Below are 13766 nucleotides of genomic sequence, written 5' to 3' on the forward strand. Positions count from 1 at the left end.
GTCCCCATGTCCTTGGGCTCAACACTTTTCGAGAACGGGATTGTGCTCGGCAGCGACGTGTCATGCACGACAGACGGCACCCTGCGCTTTCGGGAAAACAGCTTCAACTTTGCATAGGAGAAGTATGACATACTGTAGTCTTGCAACATTAGTTCTTGCGATTTTTCTGACATTCTCTGCGATGCAGGCCCGCGCTACGATAAGTTTCCGCCCCGGGGTTGCTTGATGCGTCAGCTGTTCATTGTACTTGTTATTTGCTTGTGGAGTTGCGTGGCATTTGCCGATTGCACTTCGCCAGCCGCGCCCGAGAACAACGTCAGATACAATACCGATTACCACGTTCTTCAAGTTTGCACCGGCACTCAGTGGGCGGCGCTCGGCCCGCCGCATACTGGCGCGTCAGGCCCCGGCTGCATAAATCCCGCCGCCCCTGAAGGCAAGGTTATCTACAACATCGACCATCATGTCCTGCAATACTGCAACAGCGATAAGTGGATCGGCATGAGCGGCGCTGCCGGAACGGGCGGAGCAGGCTGCGCAAATCCGTCCGCGCCTGAGGGCAACGTCAGATACAACTACGACTGCCACGCCCTGCAATATTGCGACGGGGCGCAATGGGTGGGTGTCAACCCACCTACACCAACGCCGGCGGGTATCAGTTGGACGGCGCAGACGGCGGCGGAAGCGAACGGCTGGGCTTCTGTCACCTACGGCAATGGCCTGTTCGTGGCGGTGGCGGGCAACGGTACGAACCGTGTGATGACATCGCCAGATGGCGTCACCTGGACAGCGCAAACGGTGGCGGAGGCGAAGGCCTGGCAGTCAGTCACGTACGGCGGCGGCCAGTTCGTCGCGGTGGCTAACAACGGTACGCACCGTGTGATGACCTCGCCCGACGGCGTCACCTGGACAGCGCAAACGGCGGCGGAGGCGAACTTCTGGTATTCAGTCACGTACGGCAACGGCCAGTTCGTCGCGGTGGCGAGGAGCGGCACGCACCGCGTGATGACTTCACCCGACGGCGTCACCTGGACGGCGCAGACGGCGGCGGAGGCGAACCTCTGGTATTCAGTCACTTACGGCAACGGTCTGTTCGTCGCGGTAGCGTTCACCGGCACGCACCGCGTGATGACCTCGCCCGACGGCGTCACCTGGACAGCGCAGACAGCGGCCGAGGCGAACGCCTGGCAGTCAGTCACCTACGGCAATGGGCTGTTCGTCGCGGTGGTGTACAGCGGCGGCGCGCACCAGGTGATGACCTCGCCCGACGGCGCAACCTGGACGGCGCAGACGGCGGCGGAGGCGGGCATCTGGCTATCGGTTACCTACGGCAACGGCCTGTTTGTCGCGGTGGGTGGCGGCAGCACGCACCAGGTGATGACCTCGCCCGACGGCGTCACCTGGACCGCGCGAACGGCGGCGGAAGCGAACAACTGGTATTCAGTCGCCTACGGCAACGGCCAGTTCGTCGCGGTGGCGAGCGATGGCACGCACCGCGTGATGACCTCTACGATCCTCTGCCAATGAAACTCTGGCAGTGCGCCCGGCTTAACGTGCCTTTCGATTAGAGATTTGATGCGGCGCATCCTCGCGGCTGGTGTCGGCGGTACGTGCTGTATGAATTCCTCTGCGCCTGAGGCCGCATAAACTACAACTTCAGAGGCGCGGGCAGCTTCGGAGATGAAGGCGGACTTTGATTCTGCGTGGCTTCGCTTTGATTCTGTATGGCTTCGCGCAGTGCCGTTGCAGTCGGCTGGTTCGCGCTCGCCATGGCCGACCGCAGCGCTTTATGAACGTCGCCGCCCCGATCCTGTAGCAGCCTGACCGTTTCGGCATGTCCATTCGAAGCGGCCCACTGCAGCGCCGCTTCATTTTGGGCATGCACATCCGCTCCCTGGTCGAGCAGCAGCCTGACGGTTTCCGTGTATCTGTTCCCTCCGGCTGCCCACCGCAGCGCCCCATCGTCCACGGCGTGAATTTCAGCACCCCGATCCAGCAAAAGCCTGACGGTGTCCGTATGCCCTTTCAGGGCGGCCAACCGCAGCGCTTTATCGTCCATGGCATGAATGTCCGCTCCCCGATTCAGCAGCAGCTTGACCAGTTGCGTTTGCCCGTGCGCGGCGGCCCATAGCAGCACCGCATTACCGGCTTCCCGGTTCGGCAGGGTCTCTATCGTATATCCGAGCCCGGCAACCGATAGCAGCATTGCGGCGGCTACTGCGTGATTGGCAAAGGCTCGTTTCAGAAAGCCCGGCTTGTTTTGCGAAGGTTTTTTTGATGTTCCAGGGCGGCTCATTTGAGGAATTTCCTGTATAAAAACGTAATCAAAATGTAAATACTATTTACATAGATTTAAATACTCATAATAAAAGATTATCTGTCAATAATAATCCGTATATACATGTAATTGCAGTATTTTTCGTATTTTCAATACTTGTTTGATTGCCGCGTTCTTCAGTTTTGCGACATGCGGTAGGTTGCGCGGAGCCACCCGGGGAACTGCGCTTCCCCTTGCCGTAACCGCGAACCGGCGCGCCTGCGAGTCAGCGAAATTGAACTTCGTCGCCTGAGCCGATCAGAGCGTATTCAATCCGCGCGGGGTTTCGTTCGCAGCTTCCTTGCAGCGGTTTACCGATGCCGCGTGCCGCTGTCTCCTTCGTGTCCGGGATTAGCTCATCTTGAACGCCACTATGACCGGGCGCAGCCTTCACGCAACGGGCCGCCCGATCCATTCGCGGGACGCTCCCGTGTTGCCCGTTTCCCCTTCGGTTTCTCCTGCGGGTGCATGACGGCTTTTCTCACCCGGTCTCCTTGTGGGCGTTCGAGCCAACCCAAACAAAGGAGACAGACAATGGCACGCAACGCAAACTACAGCCGCAAGGAAACCAAGCGCGAAGCGAAAGCACCCAGCTTCATCGCCTACGCGGTGACCGAAAAGGGCGAGGATAAATCCTTCTGGACCCGCATCGGCGCAGCCTGGGATCACGAGGACGGCAAGGGTCTCACCTTGCAGCTCGACCTGGTTCCCGTGAACGGCGGACGCATCGTCCTCCGCACTCCATCCGAAACCGGGGAGAAAGGCGCGTAAGCGCCTTTCTTTTTTCAGGAGGAAGCATCTATCATTATCAATCGTACCGCCTCGACTGGCGCGGCCTTGAAATCGAAATCCGCTATTGCCCGGACTGGGCGAGCAGCGTGCACATCCAAGCAGGGTTGAAGTCCGCCGGGTACCCTTAAATTGTCGTTGAACTCAGCAAGTTCAGCGCGCAAACTCCGGCCATCCTGGCCGGGAGCGGACATCATGAAATCGCTTGGAAGGCTGTTCTGGGTTGCGATTGCCATCATTGTTGTATTCGCCGCCTACAGGGAATTTGATCGGAGCCGCGCTGCGTTCGATAGTGTGCCTCGGCCCCATGTGAGCACCGTCGATTTAAAATAGTCCGCTTTGCAGAAATGCGCGGGTAGAGCCTGTCATATCCGACGGTCAGCATAAAATGTTCGCGGAGCGAATGACGCTTGTCGCGCAGCGCCTCGCGGCTTCGGCGGATGCGGAGGACGGGGGCGCTCGGATGCAGAACCCTTATTCGCGCTTTGAAGCGGGAAACTTGTCGTCATCATGATCTGGCAGCGGGGTAGGTCCGAAGACTTGTCCGGTGCGGCTGTGATTGAGAAAGCCGGGAACAGAGCATTTACGTTCATCGCGTGAGCGTTCGATCTTTTCTGAATTGCTCCAAGCCTGTTTTCTCCTTTGAGAAGCTGAGTGCTTCGACTCTAGACGCCATGACCTGACAGGGCGCGCTTCCGTTTCAATGCCAGGCCCTTCGGGTTTTTCAAAGGTGTCCCCAGCTTCCGCGCTGCGCTTGTGCAGCCGGGCGATGCCCCTCCCTTTCAAAAGCAGTGATACGGGCGCTCTGCCGCCCCGTCTGAGGTTTGGCGTGTCGAACATTCAGCAAAAGGAGCAAAACATGGCACGCAACTTCAAAAAGAACGGTAATCAAGCCCGCATCGCTACAGCACCTGCATATATCGCCTATCACGTCGCCGATAAGGGAGAAGACAAGTCCTTCTGGACCCGCATCGGCGCAGCCTGGGATCACGAAGACGGCAAGGGTCTTACCTTGCAGCTCGATCTGGTTCCCGTGAACGGCGGACGCATCGTTCTTCGCACTCCTTCCGAAACCAGCGAGGAGAAAGGCGCGTAAGCGCCTTTCTTCTCTTGAAGGAGGATTGATCATGGAGAAACGCTATCAGCACTATCGCCTTGAATGGCGCGGCCTTGAAATCGAGGTGCGTTACTGCCCGCACTGGAGCGCGTGCTTCGCGCATCTTGAAATCGAATCCATGTGCCGCTCGCCGCTGCCGGTGACGGATACCGGCTACCGCTCGGTTTACACGCAGGCGGCCACGGTCGAGAGGCTCGGCGGCCCGCTCTCGCTTGTGGAGGACTGGCTCGACAGGCAGGCCGATCACAAAGAGCAGCTTCATTTGCGGCACTGGTGAAGAGGAACGGGCGCGTCCCCGCGAGGCGGGGCCGGGCTCTAGGCCTCGCGGCCCCGAACCCCGCAACCGGCGGGTTTCGGCCGTCCGGTGACGATCCCTCGCGCAGGAAAGAAGAAAGCGGGGATTGCATCCCCTGAGCTGTCAAGGGCTGACGCAAGCCGCCCGCGGCGGCCCTTGACAGCTCGACCCCCGCTCATCGGCGCTGGCCTAGTCCGGTTGCAATGCGCAACCGTAAAAGTTATTTTTGAAAGGAAGGTCGTAATTGGAAAGCACGTTATATCAGTTGGTATTCAGGCAGATTACCTGCCACATCGAGAAGGGCGTCAGGCTTTATCGTTATGCGCCATGCCGCAGGCTTGTGCATCCGGCAGTGCTGGACGAGGCGGCAGCCCTGATCGAGGGGACCGGAGCAAGGCTCCGCTATCGCGGCGCGCCGCATTACTGCATCCGCAGCGATACCGTTACGCTGCCACGGATAGAGCGGCAGAAGGATGAAGCCCTCGCGCTCAAGACCTCGTTTCACGAACTCATCCACTGGAGCGGCGCGAAAGGCCGCCTTGATCGCGCATGGGAAGAACTGAGCGGCACGCAGGAATATGCGATGGAAGAACTGGTCGCTGAGTTCGGCGCGGCGTTTCTGTGCGCGGAGTTCGGCGTTACGCCCGGCATACTCCCGTATGCGGCCTCTTATATTGAAAGCTTCTCCCAGGCTTTGCACGCGAAAGGCACGCCGGTCCCGGGCCTCATGGACGCTGCCGGCTTGGCCGAGGAAGCTGTCCTGTACCTGCGCGCCGCGCAAAGGCGTTAGTATCAGACCGGCTGAGGCGGAGAAGATCATCGGGCGCTTGCGGCCTTTATGATGCCTCGCGGCTTCCTCGGCGCGCAAAGAACGTCGCGTGCGCCCGCGATGGTCCGTAAAGTCCATGCGGGCTTCAGGGTTCGCGTTTGCCGCCTTCGTGAGGCTGGGCCGGTCAATCAGCGGGTCCGGGCGAACGCTCTTTCTTCCGCGACGGGGCAGGCAATCACTCCATAAGAAGGCGCGTCGCTTCGCGGGTTGCCGTTCTCATCCATTGAACCCGCGTGCTGTCATGAATTGCTCCTTAAATTGCAGAATGCTTCGACTCTATACGCCATGACCTGACAGGGCGCGCTTCCGGTTCAATGCCAGGCCCTCCGGGTTTTTCAACGGTGTCCCCGGCTTCCGCGCGTGCCGCTTGTGCAGCCGGGCGATGCCCCTCCCTTTCAAAAGCAGTGATCCGGGCGCTTTGCCGCCCCGTCCGAGGTTTGGCGTGTCGAACATTCAGCAAAGGAGCAAATCATGGCACGTAACTTCAAAAAGAACGGCAACAAATCCCGCGAAACGAAGGCGCCTTCATTGATCGCCTACCACGTCGAACAGGTGTCGGAAGAAAAATCCTTCTGGACCCGCATCGGCGCAGCCTGGGATCACGAAGACGGCAAAGGGCTCACCCTTCAGCTCGATCTCCTTCCGGTGGCGGGCGGCCGCGTCGTTCTCCGCACCCCATCCGAAGACGAGGAGAAAGGCGCGTAAGCGCCTTTCTTTCTTCCGATGGAAATGAAAATGGAAACACAGCCTGGAAAAGCAAACCGTGTCATTCACGGAGATTGCATCAACGTCATGGGCGGGATGGCCGCATCGAGTATCGACATGGCGCTTACCGACCCGCCATATCTTGTGCAGTACCGCTCCCGCGACGGGCGTTCCGTCCGGAACGACGATCGCGCCGAGTGGCTGCAGCCCGCGTTCAGTCAAATCTACCGGGTTTTGAAGCCGGACAGCGTTTGCGTCAGCTTCTACGGCTGGCCAAAAGCCGAGCTTTTCCTCTCAGCCTGGCGCGAGGCCGGTTTCCGGCCAATCGGCCATATCGTGTTTCGCAAACGATATTCTTCCTCCGCAGGATACGTGCGGTATCAGCACGAACAGGCGTATGTGCTCGCCAGGGGCCGCCCGGAGCTTCCGTCCAGTCCGATTCCGGATGTTATTGATTGGCAATATACCGGCAACCGCCTTCATCCGACGCAGAAGCCGGTTTCGGCGCTGACGCCTCTGATCGAATCGTTCTGCAGGCCGGACGGCGTTGTCCTCGACCCGTTCTGCGGCTCCGGCTCGACGCTTGTCGCCGCGCGCAAGACCGGCAGGCAGTATGTCGGCATCGAGCTCGACCGGCGTCACTACGAAACGTCCTTTCGCAGAACGCTCTGCTGGTGAAGGACCAGCCTTCAGACGCCGTGCTCGTCGGCGGCCGATTGATAGGGGTAGATGGTGAGCTCGTTCGTCTTGTTGATGCATACGGGCGTACCGTGCTCGTCGATCATGGTGAGATAGATGGTCGCGGACTTTATCCGGTAGCCGTCCTCATACTGCTTGAGAACCTGCGCGGCTTCGAGCAGGCCTTCGCCGAGCTGCTGAATCGAAAGCGCGCTGTTATCCTTGCCGCGCAGCCTGACCTTGAGCGCGGGAAGTTCGTTCTTCGGCGGCGCGGCTTTCCGGCCTTTGCCCTTGCGGAGCCCCATACTGCATTATAGCAGATTGGCCCCTATCAGCGCGAGTTTCCATTACTGCCGCGCAGCCCCGCCGCCCTTGCCACGGGAGCTACCCTTGGCTTTTCCTTCGCTCTTCGATGCATGGGAGCGCGGTGCGCCGCGCTCCTGGTCGAGGCCGCCGCCGCTATCGTCGCCGTCCTTTGGCTGAACATCCGGCACGTCCTCCGGGAGGACTTCCGTCAGCTGCTCGCGCGTGGGCCTGTCGTGTGTACTTGTCCGTGACATCAGGTTGCGCACGCATTCTTCATAAATATTTCGGCTTGTTCGCGCATTGCCGAAATGCGGTCCCTTGCCCGCCCACAGCCGCATCATCAAAAGAAAAACTTTGTCGCGCGTTTCTTCCGAAGCCGTAAACTCATGGCTTGCAAAAAGGTCCATGACAATCTGTGTCAGCTCCTCCGGGCCATGGTCGTCGAACACGATCGTGTTCGCAAAGCGCGAGCGCAGGCCCGGGTTCGAGTCAAGAAAACGATCCATCTCTTTCGTATACCCGGCGGCGATGACCACGAGGCGGTGGCGGTTGTCTTCCATGAGCTTTAAGAGCGTGGCGATGGCTTCCGGACCGTAGTCACTGCCGGAATCCTCGGGCGCGAGCGTGTAAGCCTCGTCGATAAAGAGAACGCCATCAAGCGCCTCGTTCACTTTCGCCTCCACCAGAGGGCCGGTGTGGCCGATATATTTGCCGACAAGGGCCGAGCGATCGGCCTCGACAAGGTGGCCTTTTTTGAGGATGCCGAGTTCGCGGTAGATCGCGGCGACGATGCGCGCGACCGTTGTCTTGCCGGTGCCGGGATTGCCCGCGAAGACGAGATGATGCGATGTCTCGATCGGTTTCAGCCCTTCGCGCACGCGCGCCGTATTGTACTCTGCGTGATCGATCAGTTGAGCGACGCGGGCCTTGACCTTCGTCAGGCCGACCAGCGCATCGAGCTGCTCGAACGGATTGGGATCTTTGAGTTCATCAAAGATGCCCGCAGGCGGCGTAAAAGCCTGCTGCACTTGCGGCAGGGCTGCCTGAGCGGTTTCTGGCTGGGAAGCCTCCGGCGCTTTCTCCCGTTCGATGGCAATCTCCGCTGGTTTCAGCTGCTCGCCGGATGGACCGACATACCGGAACGGCGAAGGCGGAAGAAAGCGCGGATCGATATTGGCGATTTGCCTGGGAGCGCGCTGCAGCTGCGGCCAATTCAGCCGGGGAAGTTTTGGCAGGCTGAGACGGCGGCGCTGCGGCACCGGAAAGTCAGGGTCGGGATTGAACCAGGTTTCCGGGAAAGTGAGGTCATAACTGATGCGGGAGAGCAGCATCGGCAACGCGCCGCTGCGAAAGACGATCTGCCTTCCGGATTCGCGCGACACCTCGCGCTCGGCCTCATTCACTTCGCGGAGCTGGCTGACGACACGCTGCAGCGTATTCCCCACCTGCTCCGTGCGCACGGCGCTGCCGAGCCGGGACACCAGATATTCGCCGGTCGTTCTGTCGTTCATGCCGAACACCTGCACCGCGCCGGAATTCGCGAAGAACGTCTCCCAGTTATAAGGGTAAAGATGCTGGAGCTGGCCGAGATTTTGCACGATCGGCCAGAGCTTCATGCCGTAACCCGACATAAGGCCTGCGGCTTTCTCCATCAGGCTCAGTCGCCCGAGACTGTAGAACTCATCGAGAAGGAACAGCACGGGATGTTTCGGCTTTTCCCCGGCCGACATGCCGCGAATCGCGAGATTGACGAACATGCGCATGAAGCGCTTGTGTTCTTCAAGATAGCTCGGCGGCAAAACGATATAGACGGTCATGTTCTTGCGCTTGAGATCGCGCACGTCGAAATCCGACGCGGACAGGACGTTACCCATGACCGCGCTCTCCAGCCACTGCGTGTTGCGCAGCGCCGTCGTCAGAAAGCTGCCGCGTTCGTTGCGGCCGGCGTTGATAAGAAGCCCCGCCGCCGCTGCCGGGATGCCGCCGATCTTCAGCATGACGGCGAGCAGCTTCTCGAATTTGTCTTCCGGCAGCGTGAGCGACTGACGGATGTCATAGAGCGTAGGATTGGCGCGACCGCCAATGACGAGAAAGGCGATCAGGCCGGCGAGCAAAAGCTTGACGCCTTCGTCCCAGTGCGACGCCTCGCCGTCGCGCTCCTGCACCACGAGCGCGTCCGCGAGAAGCCCGACTTCTTCCGCGAATTCGGGGGAGTACGGATCGAGGCCCGAGAAGGGATTGAAGCGCGAGGTTTGCGTCCCCTTCACGATGCCGAACGGGTCGACGACATGCACCTCCTGCCCGAGGAATTCGGTAACGCGCCCGCCGCCCTTGCCGCGCCGCGCCGCAGTGACGGCGGCATTCGTTCCTTTCGGGTCGATGACAAGAGCGGAACCGGGCCAGGTCAGAAGATTCGGGATGATCGCGCAGCGGCCCTTGCCCGTGCGGCTTCCGGCGATGGTGAGCATGCCCCTGTCGTCGCGGAGGCCGACGCGCCACCAGAGTTCCTGCAAGGAGCGGCCAAGCAGGAGGTCGCCGTGCTTATATCGATAACCCCATTCCTCGACGATGGTCGCGAAGGCCGACGAGCCGCCCTTGCCGAAGCCTTCGGCTTCCATCCTTCTTCTGATGCGCCGCGTTCCCCGCGATAGCCACACCTTGAAGTCATTGCCGAGCGGCCAGCCGACGATCGCCGCCACGAGCAACATGGCGATCATGAGGGGATAGGAGAGCCAGGCCGGTAGCAGCCAGAACACGTCCGAGGGAGGCCCCGGGAACATGGCGGCGGGACCGTCCGTCAGGAGGAGATAGGTCTCATAGCAAAAACCGAGCGCAAAGGTCAGGACGGCATGAACAAACAAGACCCCGGCAAGGTTTATCGGCAGCCCCACAGTCCAGCGCATGAAATGAGCCCCGGGCGGAAATACCAAATCCTAGTCAGGAAAGGCGGACCCGGTAAGAGACAATCGAAGAGCGCTGGAGGGTTCAGCCATTAGCAAAAGCAGCAGCACAGAAGGTGGTATTGCGGGAAAGAGGAAGAAGTCGCAGAGTAGCAAGATATGTTTTTGTGGCACAAAAACCTTTCCGCTGGCGCGGAGGTCTTCCTGCCAAAAAACGATTTGATCTTGTCAGCGTTCCGCCGCTGAACCACGGAAAAGTCCGGCGCGGCCCGGTGACAGCGTAGTTCATTGCTTCGAAGCGCCCTTACTTACGCGGGCGCACGCGCAAGGGAGCGAACCATGGCCCGGCCCCGCAAAGGCCGCGATGACCAGCTCAGTGAGATGCTGCGCTGCCGCCTTCGCGCCGCCGAATACCTTCGCATTCGTAAGGCGGCGCAGCAGGCGAATATGTCCGTTTCGGACTATACCCGACGCATGCTGCTGTCCGGGGCAGTGGTCGTAAAGAAGACGCGAAGCCTCGACCCCGAAGTCTATGACCAGTTGCGCCGGATCGGCATCAATCTCAACCAGGCCGTCCATAAGCTTCATGCAACAGGTCTGATTCCCCCGGAGCTCGCAAGGGCGGCAGCCGTCGTCGAAGCCATCGTGCTGGGGATTGCCGATGGTTCCTAAGGTCGCCGGGAAAGGCCGAAGCTTCGTCGGCGCGGGCCTTTATTACCTTCACGACAAGAAGGCGGAAACCAGCGAACGCGTCGCCTTCACCCATACCGTCAACCTGCCGACCCGGGACGCGGACAAAGCGATCAGGCTCATGGCGTATACCGCCATGCATCAGTCCGAGATCAAGGCGCGGGCTGGCGGCAGCACAAGGGGCCGCAAGCTCGCGGACCCCGTATACTGCTACAGCCTGTCATGGGCTCCGGGCGAAGAGCCGTCACAAGAAGAAATGATCGATGCGGCGCAGGAGACGCTGAAAGCGCTCGGGCTTGAGGGCCATGAAGCGCTGCTCGTCGGCCATAACGACGAGCCGCATCCCCACATCCATGTCATCGTCAACCGGGTCAATCCCGAGACCGGCATTGCAGCAAAGCTCAAGATGGATCATCTGAAGCTCTCCACCTGGGCGGAAGCGTTCGAGCGTAAGCAGGGGCAGATCAGGTGCGAGCAACGCGCCCTGAACAACGAGCGCCGCCGCAACGGCGAGTTCGTGAAGGACTGGAGCAGCCAGAAGGCCGCTGAATTTCAGCGCTGGCGGATGGAGCGCGCGCACCGGCGCAGTGACAGACGTGTTCGCGAAGGCGAGCGGCTCGGCGCAAAGCACCAGGGCGATCGCGACCGGCTCCGCATCGATCGCGACCGGCTCGTGACAGAACAGCGCAAGCGCTTCCTAGACGCGACGCGGGCCGACTGGCGCGATCTTTATGCGATTCAGCGTCAGGAACGCCGCAGATTTACGGATGCGCAGCGCAATGCCTGGAGCCGGGTGCGGTTCGATATCCGCACCTATGGAGAGAATTATCGCAAGGCGGGCAGAGGCGGGCGCAAGGACATGCTGAAGGGAGCCGCGTCAGCGCTCGTAGGGTCAAAAGCACAAAAGGAAAAGCTGGAGCTGAAGCAAAAGAAGGAGCGCCTGTTCTTCGCCCGCAAGCTCAAAGAACGCGCCGACAAGCTTATCATCCCGATAAGGCGCAAGCATGAGCGCGATCTTACAGAGCTGCATAAGAAGCAGGAGCGCGAGCGGCATGAATTGCAGATGAAGCAATCCAAGGAGAGCCAAGCGGAGGCCCGGGAGTTAAAGGAAGGCCGTGACAAGGAGATTTTCCGCAAGGAGCAGCGTGGCAAACTGCGGCACGAGCTCACCGAAACGAAGCGCGATGTGACCACACCTATCACGCCGAAGGAAAAGGCTTCGCCCTCGCTCGCCGACAGATTCCGAAAGGCGCAGGAGAAAGGAGTGGGAGACAAGAGCAAAGATCAGTTTCGGGATAACGCCAATGACATCGGCAAGGACGCAGGGCGTGAACGCAATAAGAAGCCGCCGAAATAGTCGGTTTACTCGACAGGCTTTGGCGGACCGAACAACGCGCTCGCCGGTATCCGCGCGCGTTCCGTTGCGTTGTACCTTCCCTCGCAGGTGCATTCTTGTTTCTGGTAGAGGCTGACGGGGCAGGAACGCGCCACGCCTATTCCCCCATATCTTGGAAGGATGATGACCGGTTGCTCTTTGCCGTTCGCAATCGCAGCCATCATGCTGTTATATGTGATGCCGCCCTTGAAATCGAGTTGCTGCCGCACGAGCCGTTCTGCTTTCGCAAGCTCAGTCTCACTCGCATAGCCCTTCTCTTCGCAGATCAGCGCGTACCGCGTCGGGCGCGCGCCGTTGCCGATACCAAAACCGAGCAGCTTGTAGGATTGAACGGAGAGGGCGTCGATCACGTCGGCCTTCAGTGATCGCAGGGTGAAGCCGATGAGGCCGGGACTTATGCTCCTGTACTGCATCCCGTTCACGGTGACCATCGCGACATAGAGTGCGGCAAGCGCAACGAGCAGCGACCGGCAGAACCGGTAGGCTCTTGTCAGCAGTAGATGATCGAGCAAGAAATCCGGCATAACCGGGAATGTAAGAGCGTCATGCTCCCAGAGTCCAGTCAGTCACTTTGAAAATCTTCAGAGAAGCACGAGTGTCGCGCTGGCGGCATCATACCGGTATCCGACGATAGAGCCGTCCTTTAAACGTGTTACAGCTTCTGAAATAGCTGCCGGGGGTACCAAGAACCATTCGCGTGGCTTAATCTTCTTGCCAAGGCGGTCTGTGATTTCAAGGTTCAGCCGCACCTCTGCAAAGAATGTATGGAGGAGGTTTTCAAGCTTTACCCGGTCGATGTTGTACAGCGTGTAGGTTGCAACCGGATGGACGCCAGCCATCAAGAATGTCGGGTCATCTTTCGCGTTCTGGATGCGGATTTCCATCTTGCCCGAGGTGAAGCCGATCTTGTGAAGCAGACCATCGAGCTTGCGGATTTCAGGATCAGTCGAAAGGCTCTTTACCACATAGATCATGCCGGTCTGAGTATCGCCCTCCTGGGGCCGGTCCTCAAATAGCGGCCCCATGCTCGTCGAAGTTACGCGTCGCCCGTTGGGATCTTTGTAAAGTTCTGTCGCGAGCGACCGGAGCAGATTGTTGCCTTCCGTCCCATTGTCGAAGATCAGGCGAAGGCGCGCGTTCTTCTTGCCATTGCGAATATGCGTCTCACCTACGTCGGCGACGTAGACCATGACGCCGTTGAGGATGAAGAACTCTCCAGCTTCAATTTCTTGCTCGTTGGCGAATGTTATAGCCTTCCGCTTGCCTTCACTCAGCTCGCGGACGCATTGTTCGAAGAGAGGCTTGAATATCTCAAAATCCTTGCAGACTTGCCGTTCGGCAACCTCATCTGGCCGCGCCGTAGGTGGACGAACGTGAACTAGATCGAAGATAACGTCCTGCGGTGTAGAAAGGAGGTCGTCATCATCAAGAATCTCGTTCAGCGTTTGGGGAATAATGGGCGCGTCAGCAGGCAGAAGCCCGTGCCGGTCATGTGGCACCAGTATGTCGCGCAAAGATAGATCGTTCCGGAGGCCGTTGAGTTTTATCTGAAGTCCACGCTCGGAGACGGATGGCCTGTCGGTTTCGCCAGGCTTTCTATTAAATCGGTCGATGAATCGGTTGATCTCCTCCAAACTGTCGATCACACGCTGATGTTCTGTGGATGCGGCATGGTTCGTTGCCTTGACATCAAGAAGGTCACTATCGTCTGAAAGAATTTCGTCAAGTGTCTGGCGTGTCATTG

At 59.5% G+C, this 13766-nt stretch carries 15 protein-coding genes; 10 read left to right on the plus strand and 5 right to left on the minus strand.

The window, feature by feature from the left end; all coding sequences use genetic code 11:
- The first annotated feature begins 270 nt into the window (after positions 1-270).
- A complete protein-coding gene (locus HNQ36_RS13190) occupies positions 271-1527 on the plus strand; it encodes a beta propeller repeat protein (protein WP_184085708.1) in 1257 nt (418 codons plus the stop codon).
- 121 nt (positions 1528-1648) lie between these two features.
- Here the strand turns inward: HNQ36_RS13190 and HNQ36_RS13195 are convergent, their stop codons facing one another.
- On the minus strand, positions 1649-2296 hold the full coding sequence (locus HNQ36_RS13195) for an ankyrin repeat domain-containing protein (protein WP_184085710.1): 648 nt from the start codon (positions 2294-2296) through the stop codon (positions 1649-1651).
- A gap of 555 nt (positions 2297-2851) precedes the next feature.
- Between HNQ36_RS13195 and HNQ36_RS13200 the strand changes: the two genes are divergently transcribed.
- The 7 genes from HNQ36_RS13200 to HNQ36_RS13230 all read left to right on the plus strand — a co-directional run bounded on the left by HNQ36_RS13200 (position 2852) and on the right by HNQ36_RS13230 (position 6730).
- Positions 2852-3088, plus strand: a complete 237-nt coding sequence (locus HNQ36_RS13200) for a hypothetical protein (RefSeq protein WP_184085712.1) — start codon at positions 2852-2854, stop codon at positions 3086-3088.
- Between the two features lie 213 nt (positions 3089-3301).
- Positions 3302-3439, plus strand: a complete 138-nt coding sequence (locus HNQ36_RS13205; RefSeq protein ID WP_184085714.1) for a hypothetical protein — start codon at positions 3302-3304, stop codon at positions 3437-3439.
- A gap of 526 nt (positions 3440-3965) precedes the next feature.
- Positions 3966-4202 carry a hypothetical protein gene (locus HNQ36_RS13210; protein ID WP_184085716.1) on the plus strand — a complete coding sequence of 79 codons (237 nt, stop codon included), beginning with the start codon at positions 3966-3968 and terminating at the stop codon, positions 4200-4202.
- 31 nt (positions 4203-4233) lie between these two features.
- Positions 4234-4500 carry a hypothetical protein gene (locus tag HNQ36_RS13215; protein WP_184085718.1) on the plus strand — a complete coding sequence of 89 codons (267 nt, stop codon included), beginning with the start codon at positions 4234-4236 and terminating at the stop codon, positions 4498-4500.
- Between the two features lie 262 nt (positions 4501-4762).
- Positions 4763-5308 (plus strand): zincin-like metallopeptidase domain-containing protein, encoded by a 546-nt coding sequence (locus tag HNQ36_RS13220; RefSeq protein ID WP_184085720.1) that lies wholly within the window; start codon positions 4763-4765, stop codon positions 5306-5308.
- Positions 5309-5818: 510 nt separating this feature from the next.
- Entirely contained in the window at positions 5819-6052 is a 234-nt protein-coding gene (locus tag HNQ36_RS13225; RefSeq protein ID WP_184085722.1) for a hypothetical protein, read from the plus strand.
- Positions 6053-6082: 30 nt separating this feature from the next.
- On the plus strand, positions 6083-6730 hold the full coding sequence (locus tag HNQ36_RS13230) for a DNA methyltransferase (RefSeq protein ID WP_184085724.1): 648 nt from the start codon (positions 6083-6085) through the stop codon (positions 6728-6730).
- 11 nt (positions 6731-6741) lie between these two features.
- Here the strand turns inward: HNQ36_RS13230 and HNQ36_RS13235 are convergent, their stop codons facing one another.
- Positions 6742-7035, minus strand: coding sequence for a hypothetical protein (locus tag HNQ36_RS13235; RefSeq protein ID WP_184085726.1), 294 nt, complete (start codon positions 7033-7035; stop codon positions 6742-6744).
- A 42-nt stretch (positions 7036-7077) separates the two neighbouring features.
- Positions 7078-9939, minus strand: coding sequence for a type IV secretory system conjugative DNA transfer family protein (locus tag HNQ36_RS13240; RefSeq protein WP_184085728.1), 2862 nt, complete (start codon positions 9937-9939; stop codon positions 7078-7080).
- Positions 9940-10275: 336 nt separating this feature from the next.
- Here HNQ36_RS13240 and HNQ36_RS13245 point away from each other — a divergent pair, with 336 nt between their 5' ends.
- Positions 10276-10608, plus strand: coding sequence for a plasmid mobilization protein (locus tag HNQ36_RS13245; protein ID WP_184085730.1), 333 nt, complete (start codon positions 10276-10278; stop codon positions 10606-10608).
- Positions 10598-11983 (plus strand): relaxase/mobilization nuclease domain-containing protein, encoded by a 1386-nt coding sequence (locus HNQ36_RS13250; protein ID WP_184085732.1) that lies wholly within the window; start codon positions 10598-10600, stop codon positions 11981-11983. Before HNQ36_RS13245 ends, HNQ36_RS13250 begins: the two co-directional genes overlap by 11 nt.
- A 5-nt stretch (positions 11984-11988) precedes the next feature.
- Here HNQ36_RS13250 and HNQ36_RS13255 read toward each other — a convergent pair whose 3' ends face one another.
- Positions 11989-12546, minus strand: coding sequence for a hypothetical protein (locus HNQ36_RS13255; protein WP_210312000.1), 558 nt, complete (start codon positions 12544-12546; stop codon positions 11989-11991).
- Between the two features lie 57 nt (positions 12547-12603).
- The gene (locus HNQ36_RS13260; RefSeq protein WP_184085736.1) at positions 12604-13764 is read right to left on the minus strand and encodes a GIY-YIG nuclease family protein; all 1161 of its coding nucleotides are present in this window, start codon (positions 13762-13764) and stop codon (positions 12604-12606) included.
- Positions 13765-13766: the final 2 nt, after the last annotated feature.

The sequence above is a fragment of the Afipia massiliensis genome (assembly GCF_014203115.1).
Lineage (GTDB): Bacteria > Pseudomonadota > Alphaproteobacteria > Rhizobiales > Xanthobacteraceae > Afipia > Afipia massiliensis.

Excerpts from the sequence above, each read along its gene's own strand:
- HNQ36_RS13195 (WP_184085710.1), bottom strand. The coding sequence starts at position 2,296 with ATGAGCCGCCCTGGAACATCAAAAAAACCTTCGCAAAACAAGCCGGGC.
- HNQ36_RS13200 (WP_184085712.1), top strand. The coding sequence starts at position 2,852 with ATGGCACGCAACGCAAACTACAGCCGCAAGGAAACCAAGCGCGAAGCG.
- HNQ36_RS13205 (WP_184085714.1), top strand. The coding sequence starts at position 3,302 with ATGAAATCGCTTGGAAGGCTGTTCTGGGTTGCGATTGCCATCATTGTT.
- HNQ36_RS13210 (WP_184085716.1), top strand. The coding sequence starts at position 3,966 with ATGGCACGCAACTTCAAAAAGAACGGTAATCAAGCCCGCATCGCTACA.
- HNQ36_RS13215 (WP_184085718.1), top strand. The coding sequence starts at position 4,234 with ATGGAGAAACGCTATCAGCACTATCGCCTTGAATGGCGCGGCCTTGAA.
- HNQ36_RS13225 (WP_184085722.1), top strand. The coding sequence starts at position 5,819 with ATGGCACGTAACTTCAAAAAGAACGGCAACAAATCCCGCGAAACGAAG.
- HNQ36_RS13230 (WP_184085724.1), top strand. The coding sequence starts at position 6,083 with ATGGAAACACAGCCTGGAAAAGCAAACCGTGTCATTCACGGAGATTGC.
- HNQ36_RS13235 (WP_184085726.1), bottom strand. The coding sequence starts at position 7,035 with ATGGGGCTCCGCAAGGGCAAAGGCCGGAAAGCCGCGCCGCCGAAGAAC.
- HNQ36_RS13240 (WP_184085728.1), bottom strand. The coding sequence starts at position 9,939 with ATGCGCTGGACTGTGGGGCTGCCGATAAACCTTGCCGGGGTCTTGTTT.
- HNQ36_RS13245 (WP_184085730.1), top strand. The coding sequence starts at position 10,276 with ATGGCCCGGCCCCGCAAAGGCCGCGATGACCAGCTCAGTGAGATGCTG.
- HNQ36_RS13250 (WP_184085732.1), top strand. The coding sequence starts at position 10,598 with ATGGTTCCTAAGGTCGCCGGGAAAGGCCGAAGCTTCGTCGGCGCGGGC.
- HNQ36_RS13255 (WP_210312000.1), bottom strand. The coding sequence starts at position 12,546 with ATGCCGGATTTCTTGCTCGATCATCTACTGCTGACAAGAGCCTACCGG.
- HNQ36_RS13260 (WP_184085736.1), bottom strand. The coding sequence starts at position 13,764 with ATGACACGCCAGACACTTGACGAAATTCTTTCAGACGATAGTGACCTT.